This window comes from Shinella sp. 1A1, assembly GCF_055379515.1.
In genome coordinates, this window is sequence record NZ_AP039672.1 from 1,203,449 (window position 1) to 1,218,881 (window position 15,433).

General features: G+C 65.7%; 15 protein-coding genes. 6 read left to right on the forward strand and 9 right to left on the reverse strand.

Going from position 1 to position 15,433, the window contains the following annotated elements; genetic code table 11:
• Window positions 1-13: 13 nt before the first annotated feature.
• The 7 genes from ACZ48C_RS22350 to ACZ48C_RS22380 all read right to left on the reverse strand — a co-directional run bounded on the left by ACZ48C_RS22350 (window position 14) and on the right by ACZ48C_RS22380 (window position 6,682).
• A complete protein-coding gene (locus ACZ48C_RS22350) occupies window positions 14-1,054 on the reverse strand; it encodes an isopenicillin N synthase family dioxygenase (RefSeq protein WP_464783019.1) in 1,041 nt (346 codons plus the stop codon).
• A gap of 253 nt (window positions 1,055-1,307) precedes the next feature.
• The gene (locus tag ACZ48C_RS22355) at window positions 1,308-2,669 is read right to left on the reverse strand and encodes an O-acetylhomoserine aminocarboxypropyltransferase/cysteine synthase family protein (RefSeq protein WP_464783020.1); all 1,362 of its coding nucleotides are present in this window, start codon (window positions 2,667-2,669) and stop codon (window positions 1,308-1,310) included.
• Window positions 2,666-2,995 (reverse strand): hypothetical protein, encoded by a 330-nt coding sequence (locus ACZ48C_RS22360; RefSeq protein WP_464783021.1) that lies wholly within the window; start codon window positions 2,993-2,995, stop codon window positions 2,666-2,668. Before ACZ48C_RS22360 ends, ACZ48C_RS22355 begins: the two co-directional genes overlap by 4 nt.
• Entirely contained in the window at window positions 2,985-3,773 is a 789-nt protein-coding gene (locus ACZ48C_RS22365) for an ABC transporter ATP-binding protein (protein WP_464783022.1), read from the reverse strand. Before ACZ48C_RS22365 ends, ACZ48C_RS22360 begins: the two co-directional genes overlap by 11 nt.
• Window positions 3,773-4,774, reverse strand: a complete 1,002-nt coding sequence (locus ACZ48C_RS22370; RefSeq protein ID WP_464783023.1) for an ABC transporter permease — start codon at window positions 4,772-4,774, stop codon at window positions 3,773-3,775. The genes ACZ48C_RS22365 and ACZ48C_RS22370 overlap by 1 nt, the downstream gene beginning before the upstream one ends.
• Before the next feature lie 5 nt (window positions 4,775-4,779).
• Window positions 4,780-5,814 carry an ABC transporter substrate-binding protein gene (locus ACZ48C_RS22375; RefSeq protein ID WP_464783024.1) on the reverse strand — a complete coding sequence of 345 codons (1,035 nt, stop codon included), beginning with the start codon at window positions 5,812-5,814 and terminating at the stop codon, window positions 4,780-4,782.
• 202 nt (window positions 5,815-6,016) lie between these two features.
• Window positions 6,017-6,682 carry a hypothetical protein gene (locus ACZ48C_RS22380; RefSeq protein ID WP_464783025.1) on the reverse strand — a complete coding sequence of 222 codons (666 nt, stop codon included), beginning with the start codon at window positions 6,680-6,682 and terminating at the stop codon, window positions 6,017-6,019.
• A 350-nt stretch (window positions 6,683-7,032) separates the two neighbouring features.
• On the opposite strand from ACZ48C_RS22380, the gene ACZ48C_RS22385 reads away from it, so the two are divergent.
• From ACZ48C_RS22385 to ACZ48C_RS22405, 5 genes are all read left to right on the forward strand, one after another.
• Window positions 7,033-8,064, forward strand: a complete 1,032-nt coding sequence (locus tag ACZ48C_RS22385; RefSeq protein WP_464783026.1) for an amino acid ABC transporter substrate-binding protein — start codon at window positions 7,033-7,035, stop codon at window positions 8,062-8,064.
• A gap of 113 nt (window positions 8,065-8,177) precedes the next feature.
• A complete protein-coding gene (locus ACZ48C_RS22390) occupies window positions 8,178-9,362 on the forward strand; it encodes an amino acid ABC transporter permease (protein WP_464783027.1) in 1,185 nt (394 codons plus the stop codon).
• Window positions 9,359-10,459, forward strand: a complete 1,101-nt coding sequence (locus ACZ48C_RS22395) for an amino acid ABC transporter permease (RefSeq protein ID WP_464783028.1) — start codon at window positions 9,359-9,361, stop codon at window positions 10,457-10,459. The genes ACZ48C_RS22390 and ACZ48C_RS22395 overlap by 4 nt, the downstream gene beginning before the upstream one ends.
• 97 nt (window positions 10,460-10,556) lie before the next feature.
• Window positions 10,557-11,726 (forward strand): FMNH2-dependent alkanesulfonate monooxygenase, encoded by a 1,170-nt coding sequence (ssuD, locus tag ACZ48C_RS22400; RefSeq protein ID WP_464783029.1) that lies wholly within the window; start codon window positions 10,557-10,559, stop codon window positions 11,724-11,726.
• A gap of 99 nt (window positions 11,727-11,825) precedes the next feature.
• Window positions 11,826-12,365: a GNAT family N-acetyltransferase gene (locus ACZ48C_RS22405; protein WP_464783030.1), complete on the forward strand. Its 540-nt coding sequence runs from the start codon at window positions 11,826-11,828 to the stop codon at window positions 12,363-12,365.
• A 75-nt stretch (window positions 12,366-12,440) separates the two neighbouring features.
• On the opposite strand, the gene ACZ48C_RS22410 is transcribed toward ACZ48C_RS22405, so the two are convergent.
• The gene (locus tag ACZ48C_RS22410; RefSeq protein WP_464783031.1) at window positions 12,441-12,896 is read right to left on the reverse strand and encodes a hypothetical protein; all 456 of its coding nucleotides are present in this window, start codon (window positions 12,894-12,896) and stop codon (window positions 12,441-12,443) included.
• Window positions 12,897-12,942: 46 nt separating this feature from the next.
• Window positions 12,943-13,290: a YidB family protein gene (locus ACZ48C_RS22415; RefSeq protein ID WP_119255223.1), complete on the reverse strand. Its 348-nt coding sequence runs from the start codon at window positions 13,288-13,290 to the stop codon at window positions 12,943-12,945.
• Window positions 13,291-13,826: 536 nt separating this feature from the next.
• Here ACZ48C_RS22415 and ACZ48C_RS22420 point away from each other — a divergent pair.
• Window positions 13,827-15,278 carry an NCS1 family nucleobase:cation symporter-1 gene (locus tag ACZ48C_RS22420; RefSeq protein WP_318912994.1) on the forward strand — a complete coding sequence of 484 codons (1,452 nt, stop codon included), beginning with the start codon at window positions 13,827-13,829 and terminating at the stop codon, window positions 15,276-15,278.
• Window positions 15,279-15,433: the final 155 nt, after the last annotated feature.

The following is a 15,433-nucleotide window of genomic DNA, read 5'->3' on the forward strand; positions in this document are numbered from 1 at the left end:
CGCGCGGGCGGGATCAGGCCCTGGCCGGTTTTTCGAGAAGGTGAAGCAGGTCGGGATGGTGCTTCGCCGCGACGTCGGGATGCGAGCGCAGGCGGCTCTTCAGGTGGTTGATGCCGACCTCCCGGAAGATCGGGTTGAGCGGGTCGACGGTGACGCCGCGCTCGCCGCGCTTCAGCTCCTCCGGCAGCGGAATGACCGGGATGGTCGCGTCGTAGCGGGCGCCGAGGAAGAAGGCGACCGAGAAGCGCTCCGTGCCGGCCGGCGGGGTGACGACGTCATGCACGTCGGCGCGCACGAAGCCGTTCGTCGCCAGCTCAAGGAGCTCGCCACTGTTGATGACGAAGGTGCCCGGCACCGGCGGCGCATCGATCCAGACGCCATCCTCCGTGCGGATGCGCAGGCCCGGCGTCGTATCCTGAAGTAGCACGGTGACGAAGCCGCCGTCCTTGTGCGCGCCGACGCCCTGGTCGCTGCCTGCCGCCTCGCGGCCCGGATAGCGGATGATCTTCAGGAGCTGCGACGGCGACGGCTCGTAGATGTCGGCAAAGGCATTTTCCGGCTGGCCGAGGGAAAGCGCGATGGCCTTCAGCACGTCGATGCCGATGCGGGTGACTTCCGCCTGGTACCGCAGAAGCAGCGGCTTCAGCTCCGGCAGGGCCTGCGGCCACTGGTTCGGGCCATAGAGGCGGTTCCAGGGCGCCTCGGCGCTGTCCGCCACCGGCTCGCCCTCGGTGTTGACGTCGAGCTGCTCGCGCCAGTCCTGCTCGCCGCGGGTGCGCTCGTAGCCGGCGCGGTTATAGCCGCGGAAATGCGGCGACCTGACCATCTCGATCGACAGCTTGTCGGCTTCCGGCAGCGCGAAGAAGCGTTTGGAGGCGGCGAGCACGTCGTCGATCAGGCTCTGCGGCACGCCGTGACCGGTGAGATAGAAGAAGCCGTGGTCGTGCAGGACGCGCGTCAGCTCCTTGATGAAAGCCGCGCGCTCGTCCGCGCTGCCGTAGAAGCGGGAAAAATCGATCGTCGGCAGGTGGACGGGCTTGGTGTGGATGGTCATGTCTGCTCTCTCCCCGAGAAAATGGTTGGACCTTGCGTCATTACCGCGCCGTTGCGGCCGGTTGCATCGGCCCGTTCGCGCGGCCACGCCTGGAACTGGGGGAGAGAGTAGCGGCCATGCGGGCCGAATACAGAAAATCTATCATTTTTATGCACTTCAAGGAGGAATGATGTTTCTTTCTGAAGAACCGGCCGGAGGAAACCCCGGCGCGAGGAGGGAGCGCCGGGGTCGCACGCCGATCAGGCGGCCGGCTTCAGGCCAGCGCTATGGCTCTTTCAAGATCGGCGATCAGGTCGTCGGCATGTTCGAGGCCGATGGAAAGCCGCACATAGCCGGGCGTGACGCCCGTCGCGAGCTGGTCTTCCAGCGAGAGCTGCGAATGGGTCGTGGTCGACGGATGGATCGCCAGCGACCGCGCATCGCCGATATTGGCGAGGTGGTAGAAAAGCTGGAGGCTGTCGATGAAGCGGCGCCCCGCCTCCCGCCCGCCCTTCAGCTCGAAACCGACAAGCGCGCCGAAATGCCCGGTCTTGAAGTATTTCTCCGCCCGCGCCCTGGCGGCGCCCTCCTGGAACTTCGGGAAGATCACCCGCTCCACCTTCGGGTGGGCCTTCAGGTATTCGGCCACTTTCACGGCGTTCTCGTTGTGCTGGCGAAGGCGCAGCGGCAGCGTTTCGAGGCCCTGGATGAACTGGAAGGCGTTCTGCGGGCTGATCGCCGCGCCGAGATCGCGCAGCAGCACGGCGCGGGCGCGCAGGATATAGGGATGGAAGGCGATCGCCGCCGCCTTCTCGATCCACGTCCTGCCCTGATAGCTCGCATCCGGCTCGTTGAGGTTCGGCTGGCGCGCGGCATGGTCAGCCCAGGGGAAATTGCCACCGTCGACGATGGCGCCGCCGATGGAGGTGCCGTGGCCGCCAATATATTTGGTGGTCGAGTAGACGACGACCGCCGCGCCATGCTCCAGCGGCCGGATGATGAGGGGCGCGGCCGTGTTGTCGATAATCAGAGGAATGCCGTGGCGGCGGCCGATGGCCGCGACTTCGGCGATCGGGAAGACCTCCAGCTTCGGGTTCGGCAGGGATTCGGCATAGTAGGCGCGGGTGCGCGCGTCGGTCGCCTTCTCGAAGGCTTCCGGATCCGCCGCGTCGACGAAGCGCGTCTCGATGCCGAAGCTCTTCAGCGTCGCGGCGAAGAGCGCCCAGGTGCCGCCATAGAGGCCGGCGGCGCTGACGATATTGTCGCCGGCCCGCGCCAGATTGAGGATGGCGAAGGCCGAGGCGGCCTGGCCGGAAGAGACCGCCAGCGCCGCCGCCCCGCCCTCAAGCTCGGCAAGGCGCTGCTCGAAGGCGTCCTGCGTCGGGTTGGACACGCGGGTATAGAGATGGCCGGGCGCTTCCAGCGCGAAGAGCTTGTCGGCGCCGTCCGTGCCGGGCAGCTGGAAGGAACTCGTCTGGTAGATCGGCACGGCCACCGCGCCGCTTGACGGATCGAAGCGGAAGCTGCCGCCGTGGAGCGCGATGGTTTCGGGATGCCGGCTCTTGAAGGTCGCGGTTCCGGCCAGGACCTCGACGATATCCTGTTCGGCGACCTCGGGGGATTGATGGATCGTCATGACACTTCTCCTTTGGTGAGGCGCCCTCGGGCGCGCGAGGGACGGATGGACAGAAGGGCGCCCGCGACGAGAATGGCCGCTGCGGCCCAGAAGGCTTCCGGCGCGTACCACCGGATGCCGTAGAGGTGATCCTCGGTGCAGAGCGCCTGGGCGAGCGTGCAGAGGTCACTTGTGCCCGCAAGGCAGGTGACGGCCTGCCGGACGGTGAGATAGTCGTTCCCGACCACCTTGCCGAAGATCAGCCACCACCAGCCGACGGAAAGGAGCGCGAGGACGCCGCCGGCGAGCGCGACGGCATGGTAGGAAAGGCGCGTGCTAGACGTCATGGGAGATCCCCAGCTTTTCCAGCAATGACCGGCGAAGCGCGACGAGGTCCGGATCGTCCCGGCGGCGCGGATGCGGCTGGCCGACGCGCACCTCCGCGACGATGGCGGCGGGCCGGTCGGACAGAACGATCACCCGGTCGGCCAGAAGCAGCGCCTCCTCGACGTCGTGCGTAACGAGGAGCGCGGTGAAGCCGGCGTTCTTCCAGAGATCGAGAAGCTCGTTCTGCATCCTCAGCCGCGTCAGCGAGTCGAGCTTGCCGAAGGGCTCGTCGAGCAGCAGCAGCTTCGGATCGTTGACCAGCGCCCGGGCAAGCGCGGCGCGCTGCGCCATGCCGCCGGAAAGTTGGTGCGGGTAGAAATCGGCAAAGCCTTCCAGCTTCACCAGCTTCAGCACCTCGTCGATGCGGTATTCCCGCTCGCGGATGAGGCCGCGCGCCTCCAGGCCCGTCGCGATGTTGGCGCGCACGGTGCGCCAGGGAAACAGTGTGGCGTCCTGGAAGACGAGGATGCGGTCCGGGTCCGGCGCGGCGATCGGCCGGCCGTCCTCCAGCACCCTGCCCGTCGTCGGCGTCTCCAGCCCGGCGGCAAGGCGCAGCAGCGTGGACTTGCCGCAACCGGAGGGGCCGAGAAGAGCGACGAATTCGCCCGGCGCGAGGGAAAGGCTGACATCGTCGAGGACCGCAAGGCCTCTGCCGTCGAGGTCGTAGCGATGGGTCACGCCCTCGATATCGAGCGCGATGCTGCTTGCGGGCGTGGCTTCGGCAAGAGCGAGCGACATCAGAGGATCCCCTTCTGCCAGCCGAGGAGCTGGTCGCGCAGGATGAAGAGCAGGCGCACGAGCCCGGCGCAGATCAGCGCCATGACGATCAGCGCGGCATAGACATTGGCATAGGCCGAATAGGCGGTGTTGAACTGGAGGTACCAGCCGAGGCCGAACTTCGCCCCGAGCATCTCGGCGACGACCAGCACGGCGAAGGAATAGTAGAGCCCCATGAAGACGCCGACGAAGACGTTCGGCAGCGCGGCGGGGATCGCGACCTTGAAGATGAGGAAGCGGTTGTCCGCGCCGAGGGTGCGGGCGACGTCGTAATAGGCGCGATTGACCTGCGCGACGCCGGCCGCCGTGAGGATCGCGACGGGAATGCCCGAGGCAAGCGCCACGAGGAAGATCGAGGCGTGGAACGTCGTCGGGAAAAGGAAGAAGGTGCAGGGGATCCACGCGCTCGCCGGCACCGGGCCGATGAGTTTCAGGAGCGGCATGCCCCAATAGGCGAAGCGCTTGGACCAGCCGAGCGCCACGCCCCCGGCAAAGCCGGCGAGGATGCCCGAGAAGAAGCCGAGCCCCCAGAGCCGCCCGGTATAGGCGACGCAGACGAGCAGGCGCTCCCAGTCCGTCACATAGACATGCAGCAGGCCCTGCGGCGGCGAGAAGAACGGCTTCGGCAGCCAGCCGAGCTTGGCCGTCAGCACCTCCCAGCCCGCAAGCCAGAGGCCGAGGACGATGAGCCACGGCCCGTAATGCACCAGCGTGCGGCCGAAGCGGCCGAGCCTGTGCACGGTGAACGACAGCGCGAGAAAGAGCCCCGCGCCGGCAAGGGTGACCGCGGCGAAAAGCGCCGTCGCACCCCAGGTGATGACATCCGGCAGGCCATAGGTGACGGCCGCGGCGAGAAGCCACGTGCCGGCAGCGTAAAGGCCGTTTCGCCAGATCCTGCCGGAAGGCAGGGAGAAGGCCCCCCGCCCTGCCCCGCCGAATGTTTCCTCTATCGCCGCGCTCATCGGGATCACGCGAAGATGTCGATGGTGACGCGGCCGGCGATTTCCGCGGGGTCGGTCGAGGCGTCGATGACGCCCGTCAGTTTCAGGTCCTCGTAGCCGATCTGCACCTCCTTCAGGAGGTCCTTGCCGAACCAGTGGTCGTGATAGGTGAAGGCGGCGAGGACTTCCGTCAGGTCCTCCAGAGAGAGGCCCGGCTTCAGCGTGTCGAAGTACCACTTGGCCACCTCGCCGGGGTGCCTGGCCGTGTACTGGTGGATTTCGAGATTGGCCGCCGCGACGCGCTTGATGGCGTCCTTGTTGGCCTCGTAGTAGTCGCCGTTGACGCCGAGCACGCAGCAGACGCGATCCTTGAAGCTGCCGGTCTGCGTGTCCGCGACGCGGCGGAAGCCGTGCTGCTTCTCGTAGGAATAGGCCCAGGGATCCATATGCGCGACGGCATCCGCCTCGCCCCTCAGCACGCCCTCGGCGACGAGATCGAAGGGGAAGACCTTCCAGGTGACGTCGGTTTCCGGGTTGAGCCCGGCCTTGGCGAGCGCGACCGAGAAGGCGACGCGCGAGGGCGACATGACGTCGAAGGTGCCGATGGTCTTGCCCTTGAGGTCGGTCAGCGTTTTGATATCGGAGTCCGGCTTGACGAGGATGCTCTGGCAGCCGCCATGCGAGCCGGCGAAAAGCCGCACGTCGAAGCCCTGCTCGATCGGCTTCAGCCAGTCGTAGAGAAGGCCGGGGCCGGCCTCGGCCTTGCGGGTGGCGAGCGCCTGGATGAGCGTCTGGCCGCTCGAACCCTGGTAGAACAATTCCACATCGAGGCCGTGCCTGGCATAGATGCCCTTGGCAAGGCCGAAACCAACGGGAGAATGGCAGGCGGCGACCTCGGTCCATTCCAGCTTGATCGGAATGAGGTTGCCGGCAATGGCATAGCGCGTCGAGCGCGCGCCGATCACGCCGGCGGTGGCGGCAACAGCCGTGACGCCGGCGGCCTTGATCAGGCCGCGGCGCGACAGCCCCTTGGAAAGGATGGTTTCGGACTGCTGGCTCATCGGATGTCCCCTCGAATGACGATGGGACCATCCTAGCAACAACTAATTTTGTTTATAGATTTTATAGATTATTATGGCGTCGGAAAGGGAAATATTCTTTCATCGAGGGCCGGCGCGATGGATTTGGCATGCGGCGGCGATAGCTGGCGGGGCAAGCGAAAGTCTGCGACAGCCCTTCAGGGAAAGCGGAAGGGCCCTCCCCTCAGAACGCGAAGCGGATGGAAGCGCCGAGATTCACGCGCAGCACACGATCGATCTCATAGGGATTGATGGGTGTCGTACCCAAATTACCGAAACGGGTATTGCCGGTCTCGAACCCACCCGCATAGGAAACCAGGGCATCGAGGCCCAGCACGGCATTGGGTGCGATCCTGTGCCGGACACCGGCGCCGACCTGCGCGACGGGGCCGATCTTCGTATGGTCCGCGACATCGGACACGAAACTCCCCGTTCCCCTGTCCGTCTCCGTCACGCCGGAAAGGGTGTTGAACGTCAGTCCCAGCCCGGCCGTGCCCCTGAGCGTGGTGGCCTCGGAGAGGGGCATGTCATATGCGACGCTGCCCAGGATGACGTCGCTACTCGCCATGCCTTTGAAATCCGAGGTGCCGGCCGAGAAGGGCGGGTTCACCAGGAAATCCGCGCTCCATCTGATATTGCTGCGAATATGCTGATAGCCGAGGGAGACCGAGAGGTCCGGATCGAGCCGATAGCCGATATGGGCACCGCCGCCTATCGCACCGCCGAACCGCACCTCGTCCACCGTGCCGAAGCCGGCCCCGCCGTTGGTGGTGCTGGAGGCGCCGAGGGCAAAGCCGCCGAGCACATCCAGCCCGACGAAGAAATCACCCTCTCCGGCCAGCGCCGTCATAGGGAAAGCCGCGGAAACGGCGGTGGCCAGAAGCAGATATCGCGGGCGCATGGGCATCATCAGGAGGGTGAAGGCGGGACAGCGTGGCAAATCATGGTTAGCAAACCGCTAATTCCCCGCGGCGTTGATGAAATTCGCAAGAACCTTCTGCCGGCGCCATTCTTCCGCCTTGGTCAAAAACCGGCCGCCCGGCCTGCTTTCTAGAGAAGCAATTTCCACCCCGGCATTCCAATTTGGGATGGGCATTTCTTAAATACAGTAATTTTATAGATAATATGAAAATATCTTCCGCATCCGCGAAACTTCGTGGAGCAGAAGCTCGGTTCTTTTGAAAATGGGGACATTTCGACATGACAGTGCAGAAGACCTTCCGGCGGGCGATCCAGGCGGCAGCGGCCGCGGCTTTCCTCGCCACCACCATGCTTTCGGGACTTGCCCATGCCGGCCCGACGCTGGACAAGATCAACCAGCGCGGCACGATCAAGGTCGGCGTCGGCACGACGCCCGGCTTCTTCGCCCCCGACGGCAACGGTAAGTGGCAGGGCTTCTTCGTCGATTTCGGCCGTGCCCTTTCCATTGCCGTCTTCGGCGACCCGGACAAGGTGGAATTCACCAATTCCTCGCCGCAGCAGCGCCTTCCCGCCCTCCAGAGCGGCGAATTCGACATCCTGCTTTCCGGCGTGACGGTGACGACCACCCGCGCCTTCAAGCTCGGCTTCCACTTCGGCCCGACGGTCTTTTATGACGGCCAGGGCATCCTGGTTCGTAAGGACCTCGGCGTGACGAAGGCCGCCGATCTCGACGGCGCGACCATCGGCGCGCAGAGCGGCACGACGGGCGAATTGAACGTCGCCGACTTCTTCCGCAAGACGGGCAAGTCCTTCACGCCGGTCACCATCGAGGATACCGGGCAGTTCATCGACGCGCTCGAATCCGGCCGCGTCGACGCGATCACGCAGGACTCCTCCGACCTCGTCGGCAAACGTACCCAGCTCAAGAAGCCCGACGATTACGTGCTGCTGCCCGAGCGCCTCTCCAAGGAGCCGCTGGCGCCGGCGATCGCCGGTGGCGACGACCGCTGGCTGGAACTCGTCAACTGGACGGTGAACGCCACGATCCAGGCCGAGGAATGGGGCATCACCTCGGCCAATGTCGATGAATTCCTGAAGTCGGAAGACCCGGCCATCCAGCGCTTCCTCGGCGTCGACCCGTCCTTCGCCAACGAGATCGGGCTCGATCCGAAATGGGCCTACAACATCGTCAAGACGGTCGGGAACTACGGCGAGATCTTCGAGCGCAACCTCAAGCCGCTCGGCTGGGAGCGTGGCTACAACAGCCTGTGGACCGATGGCGGCCTGCTCTATTCGCCGCCGTTCCGCTGAGCGATACGGCAAAGAGAACAGCGGTGTTGCGCCTGGAATTGCGTAAGAACGGGGAGAGGGAGCATTTTCGTGCTTCGAGCAAGAGCGGAAATGCGCCGATCCCTGACCCACGCGTGTTCCGCACCGTCCTGCCGGGCCCTCCGCGGCCCGGCATCCTCGGGAAGATCCGCGCCTGGTGGGGCGGCTGGCCGCTCGGCCAGCTCGCCTTCCTCCTCGCGATCGCCGCGCTCGGCGCGCTCTTCGTCGGCAATGTGCTGGAAACGATGGCGCGCATCGGCATCCTGCCGGGCTTCGGCTTCCTTTCCAGCTCCGCCAATTTCGAGATCGGCGAAAGCCCCATCGCCTTCCGCGCCGGCGATACCTATCTGCGCGCGATCCTCGCGGGCCTCGTCAACACGCTGAAGGTCTCGCTGCTCGGCTGCGTCCTTGCGACCATCCTCGGTGTCGCCGTCGGCGTCGCGGGGCTTTCGCGCAACCTGCTGCTTTCCGGCCTCGTGCGCTGGTTCATCGAGATCACCCGCAACATGCCGCTCCTGCTGCAGCTCTTCTTCTGGATGGCGCTTGCCAAGGCGCTGCCGGCGCCGCGCCAGGCCGCCGCCCTCTTCGGCTCCGTCTTCCTCACCAATCGCGGCGTCTACATTCCCGCGATCTCGCTGGAGGGCGGGCCGTTCGGACTGGCCGTAGCGCTCGGCATCGCCGGCCTTGCCGCCGTCGTGCTCCTTCTCCTCCTGCGCGCCGCCCGCCGCCTCACGCGCCGGACCGGATCGGCCGCACTCGCGCTCGCCGTCGCGGCGCCCCTCGCCTTCCTCCTTCTTTCCGGCGCCCGGCCGGAAGCCGAGATGCCGGCGCTCTCCGGCTTCAACATCCGGGGCGGGCTCAATCTCTCGCCGGAATTCGCCGCGCTGCTCACCGGCCTCGTCGTGAAATTCGCCGCGCTGATCGCGGAGATCGTGCGGGCGGGCATCCAGTCAGTCGGCACCGGCCAGTGGGAGGCCGCGCGGGCGCTCGGGCTGCATGACGGCCAGATCATCCGCCTCGTCGTGCTGCCGCAGGCGCTGCGCGTCATCACGCCGCTGACGACGTCGAGCTATCTCGACCTCACCAAGGATTCCAGCCTTGCGGTCGCCATCGGCTTTCCCGACCTCGTCAGTATCGTCAACACGACGGCAAACACGACGGGCCAGTCCCTCGAGGCGCTGATCATCCTGATAGGCGCCTTCCTCACCATCAATCTCGCCCTCTCGGCGCTGATGAACCTCTACAACAGCCGCGTCGCGCTGAGGGGAACGAGACGATGACCGCCACCGCCTCCCGCCTGCTGCCGGCGCTGCGCACCGGCCTTTTCGGAACGCGCACCAACACGCTCATCACCCTTGCGACGCTTCTCGTCCTCTCGCAGGTCGTGCCGCCGTTCCTGCGCTGGGCGGTGCTCGACGCCACCTTTTCCGGCAATGCGGAGGCCTGCAGCCGCGAGGGCGCCTGCTGGGCCTTCGTCACGGCGAAGCTGCGCTTCATCCTCTTCGCCTTCTATCCGCCGGAGCTGCAATGGCGGCCGTCGCTGGTCATCGTGCTCCTCGGCGCGATCCTTTCGGCAAGCGCGCTGCCGCGCTTCTGGGGGCGGCCGCTGCTCGTCGCCTGGCCGCTGACCATCCTTGCCTGCTGGCTCCTGATGCAGGGCGCCTTCACCACAACGCCCATTCCGTCCAACCAGTGGGGCGGCCTGCCGGTGACGCTCTTCGTCTGGGCGGTGTGCTTCGCCGCGGCGACGCCCATCGCCGTGCTTCTGGCGCTTGCCCGCCGCTCGATGCTCGGGGGCCTGCGCACCTTTTCCGTCCTCTATATCGAGCTGATGCGCGGCACGCCGATGGTCGCCATCCTCTATGTCGCCATGCTGATCCTGCCGATGGCGCTGCCGGACGGCCTTTCCTTCGACAAGATGCTGCGCGCCATCCTCATGGTCACGCTGTTCTGGGCCGCCTATATCGCCGAGGTCATCCGCGCCGGCCTTCAGGCCATCCCCAGCGGCCAGACCGAAGCGGCGACGGCGCTCGGCCTCGGCTACTGGCGCACCCAGCGCCTGGTGATTCTGCCGCAGGCGCTGCGAATCGTCATCCCCGGCATGGTGAACCTTGCCATCGGCTTCCTGCTCGCGACCTCGCTGCTCGCCGTCATCGGCATCTTCGACCTTCTCAACGCCGCCCGCGCCTCGGCCGCCGATCCGCAATGGCTCGGCTTCTACAACGAGGCCTATATCGTCGTGGCCGTCCTCTATTTCGTGATCTGCTTCGGCGCCTCGCGCTACAGCCGCTGGCTGGAGCGGCGCCTTGCGGGTGGCAAGGAAGGCTCCGCCTCCCCGCCCGCAGGCGCCCCATCGCCCGCCCTGCGCAAGGAATAATCCCGCCGGGGCGCTACAAGAGAATATAATTCCTTACTCAAACTATAGAATTTATTATCGTACCGGCATTCTCATTCCCCAACCCGGAAGACAGCGCATGAGCAAGTCCGACCAGCCCCTCGATTTCCTCTGGTTCATCCCCAGTTCCGGCGATGGCGCCTATCTCGGTTCCGACGAGCTCGCCCGTCCGCCGGATCCGGGCTATCTGCGCGAGATCGCCGTTGCCGCCGACCGGCTCGGCTATTCCGGCGTGCTCATTCCCGTCGGGGCGGCCTGCGAGGAATCCTTCGTGCTCGCCGCCGATCTTGCCGCCCGCACGGAAAGGCTGAAGTTCCTCGTGGCGATCCGCCCCGGCACCGCGACGCCGGCCTATTACGCCCGCCTTGCCGCAACGCTCGACCGCGTGTCGAACGGCCGTCTCCTCCTCAACATCGTGGTGGGCGGCAGCGCGCAGGAACTGGCCGGCGACGGCATCTTCCTGCCGCATGACGAGCGCTACGACCATGCCGCCGAATTCTTCCAGGTCTTCAACGAGCTGATCGAGACGGGCCGTTCCACGCTCGACGGCAAGTACATCAAGGCGATCGATGCGAAGCTCGGCCTGCCGCCGGTGCAGCAGCCCCGTCCGCCGATCTATTTCGGCGGCTCCTCCGATGCGGCGATCGATTTCGCCGGCGGCCTCGTCGACAAGTATCTCACCTGGGGCGAACCGCCGGCGCAGGTGGCCGGGAAGATCGCCCATGCCCGCAAGGCCGCCGCCGCGAAAGGCCGGGAAGCCTCCTTCGGCATCCGCCTGCATTTCATCGTCCGCGAGACGGACGAGGAGGCGTGGGAGGCCGCCGACCGACTGATCTCCAAGCTTTCCGACGACGCCATCGCCGCCGCGCAGGAGACGCTGACGAAGAACTCCGATTCCGTCGGCCAGGCGCGCATGGTGGCGCTGCACAACGGCCGGCGCGACAGGCTGGAGGTTTCGCCCAACCTGTGGGCCGGCATCGGCCTCGTGCGCTCGGGCGCGGGCACCGCCCTCGTCGGCTCGCCGAAGACGGTGGCCGCGCGCCTGCGCGAATACCAGGCGCTCGGCATCGACACGGTCATCGCCTCCGGCTACCCGCATGTCGAGGAGGCCTACCGCGTCTCCGAGCTGCTCTTCCCCGAACTCGGCCTGCCCGGCCCCCATGGCCAGCTCCGCGCCTCCTTCGGCGACCGGCAGGTCTTCGGCGGCGGCGGACATGCCGGCAATGTCAGGCTGACATCGGCCTCCTGAACGATGAGGCAAGGCGCCAGTCTTGGCGCGCGCCCGGCCGGGCGATATAAGGCGGTCCGCACCCTTCGCTCGACCGCCCTCCCGCCCGGCTCCAGGACAATGACGACCATTCCGGTAGTAGAAACAGAACGCCTGCTGCTGCGCGGCTTCCGGCCCGACGATCTCGACGCCATGGCCGCCATGTGGGCGATGCCCGAGGTCGTGCGCTATATCGGCGGCGTTCCGCAGACGCGCGAGCAATGCTGGATCCGCCTTCTCCGGCAGATCGGCATGTGGACCGTCATGGGCTTCGGCTTCTGGGCGATCACGGAGCGGGCAACGGGCGCGCTGATCGGCGAAGGCGGCTTCCATGAGATGCACCGCGCCATGGACCCCAGCATCGCGGGCACGATGGAGGCCGGCTGGGGCCTGATGCCCGCCTGGCACGGGCGCGGCTATGCCAGCGAGGCGCTGGACGCCATGCTCGCCTGGGCCGACGCGGCCCATCGCGGCAAACCCGTCACCTGCATCATCGCCCCCGAGAACGCGCCCTCGATGCGGCTTGCCCATAGGCACGGCTTTGCGGAATTCGCGCGTACCCTGTACCAGGATAGCGAGATCGCGGTGCTCCGTCGCCTCGACGGGCCGAACGCGGCTTGAGCCTCGACGCCCCGAACGATAAAGGCCCGCCGGGAGGGCGGGCCTTCGTCATGCGATAGGATACCTTGACCGCGATCAGCCGCCGGCCTTCAGGGCCGCGCTGCAAAGGCTCCAGTAGCCGCCGCCCTTCTGGATCCATTTCAGGTCGTTGAGCGTGCCGGCATCCTTGTTGACGTGATAGGAGTCCACGCAGGTCTTCAGACGCCCCTTCGCCGGGGTCTCACCGGCATATTTCTTGTCGACGGCCTTCGGGAAGCTGACGCCCTTCGGCGCCTTCATCTTCGCCTTGGCCGGTTCCTTCTCGGTCGTCGCCGCAACGGCCTTGTTATCGGCGTCGTCTTCCTTGGCGGCATCCGCGCCGCAGAACTTCGCGCGGAAATCGTTCCACTTGACGTCCTTGGCGGAGCCGTCGGCCTTGGCGGCCTGATATTTGGTGCTGCATTCCTTCATCGTGAGAGCGGAAGCAGGGCTGACGAAAGCCATGGAAGCCAGGAGTGCTCCCGCAGCCATAAGCGTGACACGTTCGAACATGGATTTAGCCTCGATTGAATCGTGATGTCTGCGAAGGCCGCCCGGCTCAGGAGGGCAGCGTTCCATTCGGCGTGGCGGCATCGACCGCCTTGGGGAGATATTGCGCGAGAAGCGTCGGCACCTCGCTCAGATCGACCCCGAATGTCTTGGCCAGGTTCTGAAGTTGCGTTGAAGAGAGGGCTTGCTGGATCTGCTCGGCAGAAACCGGAAGATTCTCACCGGTCCCGACCCAGGATGTGACCTGTTCGCTGAGGCCCGCCGAATGCAGCTGCGCGAGAACCCCGTCGAGACCGCCCGCGTTCTCGAACATCTGCGTGGCGACCGCCCCGAGATTCACGTCCTTGCCCTGCAATACATCGGTCAGCACCGATCCCAGCCCATCGAACAATCCCATTGCGGATGTCTCCTTCCATTGCTGCGGACAGCTATTCCTAGCACCGGCAAAACCCGTCCGCAAACGCGCAAATACGGCAGGCGAAACCTGCCCGTCACGCGCGGGCGCCGGAATTTTCCCGTCCGCCCGCATCGTCCCTCCAAACAACCATGCGGCGAAAATTCGGACAAATTTATGGAGAGTTCATGGCAGCACCCCGGCAGCGTCGATCTCCTCTACGGTAAAGCCCCACGGCAAGGGACCGACTCGCGCGCGCCAGCAGGCAACGCGCCATGAAACGACGGGGCATTTCGCCGCCTCATCTTGAACCGAAGGTTGAAAGTCTTGTGCGCTTTCCGTGAAGACACCATGCAGGAAAGCGAGCAATGCGCCGCCAAGCATTTGACATTTCTGCATTATCGCCCTTGCGGGATTATCTCCGCAAGGCGCCCGGACAAGGCCGCAGTACCGAACGGTTCGGTTCGGCATTGACACAGGCATGACTGTAGGATCACTTTCCATAGGCACAGGGTTCATTACGTCAAGAGGGGACAACAATGACGATACCACCCGGTGCATCTCCGCAATTGTACAACGAGGACCTCGCGCCCGCCGAAAAGCGCAACTGGGGCGCCTTCTCGATCTTCAACGTCTGGACATCGGACGTGCACAGCCTCTGGGGCTACTATCTCGCCGCCAGCCTCTTTCTCTTCTGCGGCAGCTTCGTCAACTTCCTGCTCGCGATCGGCATCGGCTCGCTGGTCATCTTCGTGCTCATGCACATGGTCGGCCTTGCCGGCGTGCGCACGGGCGTGCCCTTCCCGGTTCTCGCCCGTGCCTCCTTCGGCATCTGGGGCGCGAATTTCCCGGCGCTGGTGCGCGCCATCGTCGCCTGCTTCTGGTACGGCGCGCAGACCGCGGCGGCCTCGGGCGCCATCGTCGCACTGCTCATCCGCAACGAGAGCATCCTGCAGTTCCACCAGTCGAGCCACATGCTCGGCCATTCGACGCTGGAGCTGATCTGCTACGTCATCGTCTGGGGCCTGCAGCTCCTCATCATCCAGAACGGCATGGAAACGGTGCGCAAGTTCCAGGACTGGGCCGGCCCGGCCGTCTGGATCATGATGCTGCTGCTCGCCGTCTATCTCGTCGTCAAATCCGGCGGCTTCTCCTTCAACCACACGATCCCGATGGACGTGCTGCTCGAGAAGACCAAGGATGCGGGCGTGCCCGGCACGCCGGGATCCTTCGCCGCGCTGACGGCGGTCGCCGCGATCTGGGTGACCTATTTCTCGGCGCTCTATCTCAACTTCTGCGATTTCTCGCGCTATTGCCCGAGCGAACGCTCGCTGACGGTCGGCAATCTCTGGGGCCTGCCGGTCAACCTGATCCTCTTCTCGCTCGTCGCCGGCGTCACCACCATCGCCGCCTATAACGTCTATGGCGAGGTGCTGCTCTATCCCGACCAGATCTCGGCCAAGTTCGACAGCATCTTCCTGGCGCTGCTCGCCGCGCTCACCTTCGCGGTGGCGACGCTCGGCATCAACGTCGTCGCCAACTTCGTTTCGCCGGCCTTCGACTTCGCCAACGTCTTTCCGAAGCATATCGACTTCAAGCGGGGCGGCTATATCGCGGCGCTGATCGCGCTGGTGCTCTATCCGTTCGCGCCCTGGGAAGGCGGGGCCGCCCATTTCGTCAACATGGTCGGCAACACGATGGGCCCGATCTTCGGCGTGATGATGGTCGACTACTACCTCATCCGCAAAGGCCGGGTGAATGTCGAGGCGCTCTACCGCGAGGACGGCGAGTTCCGCTTCGAGAACGGCTGGCACGTCAACGCGCTGATCGCCGCCGGCATCGGCATCGTCTTCTCGTCGATCCTGCCGGGCCTGACCTCCATCATGCCGTCCTGGTGGGGCGTCTACGGCTGGTTCTTCGGCGTCGCCATCGCGGGCGTGATCTATTACGCCCTGCGCTCGGCACGCGCCGGCAAGCCGCTGCCGGCCTGACGGGACTTCCCCGCGGGACGGGCGGCCTGCCGCACCGTCCCCGCCTCCGGATCGGGGGTGTCACGCTCCCGATCCCTTTCGCGTCCCGGCCCGCCGCCGGGGATAGAGCCCGCGTATCTTTCCCGTCCATAGTGACTTTGCGCCGCGAAACTGGC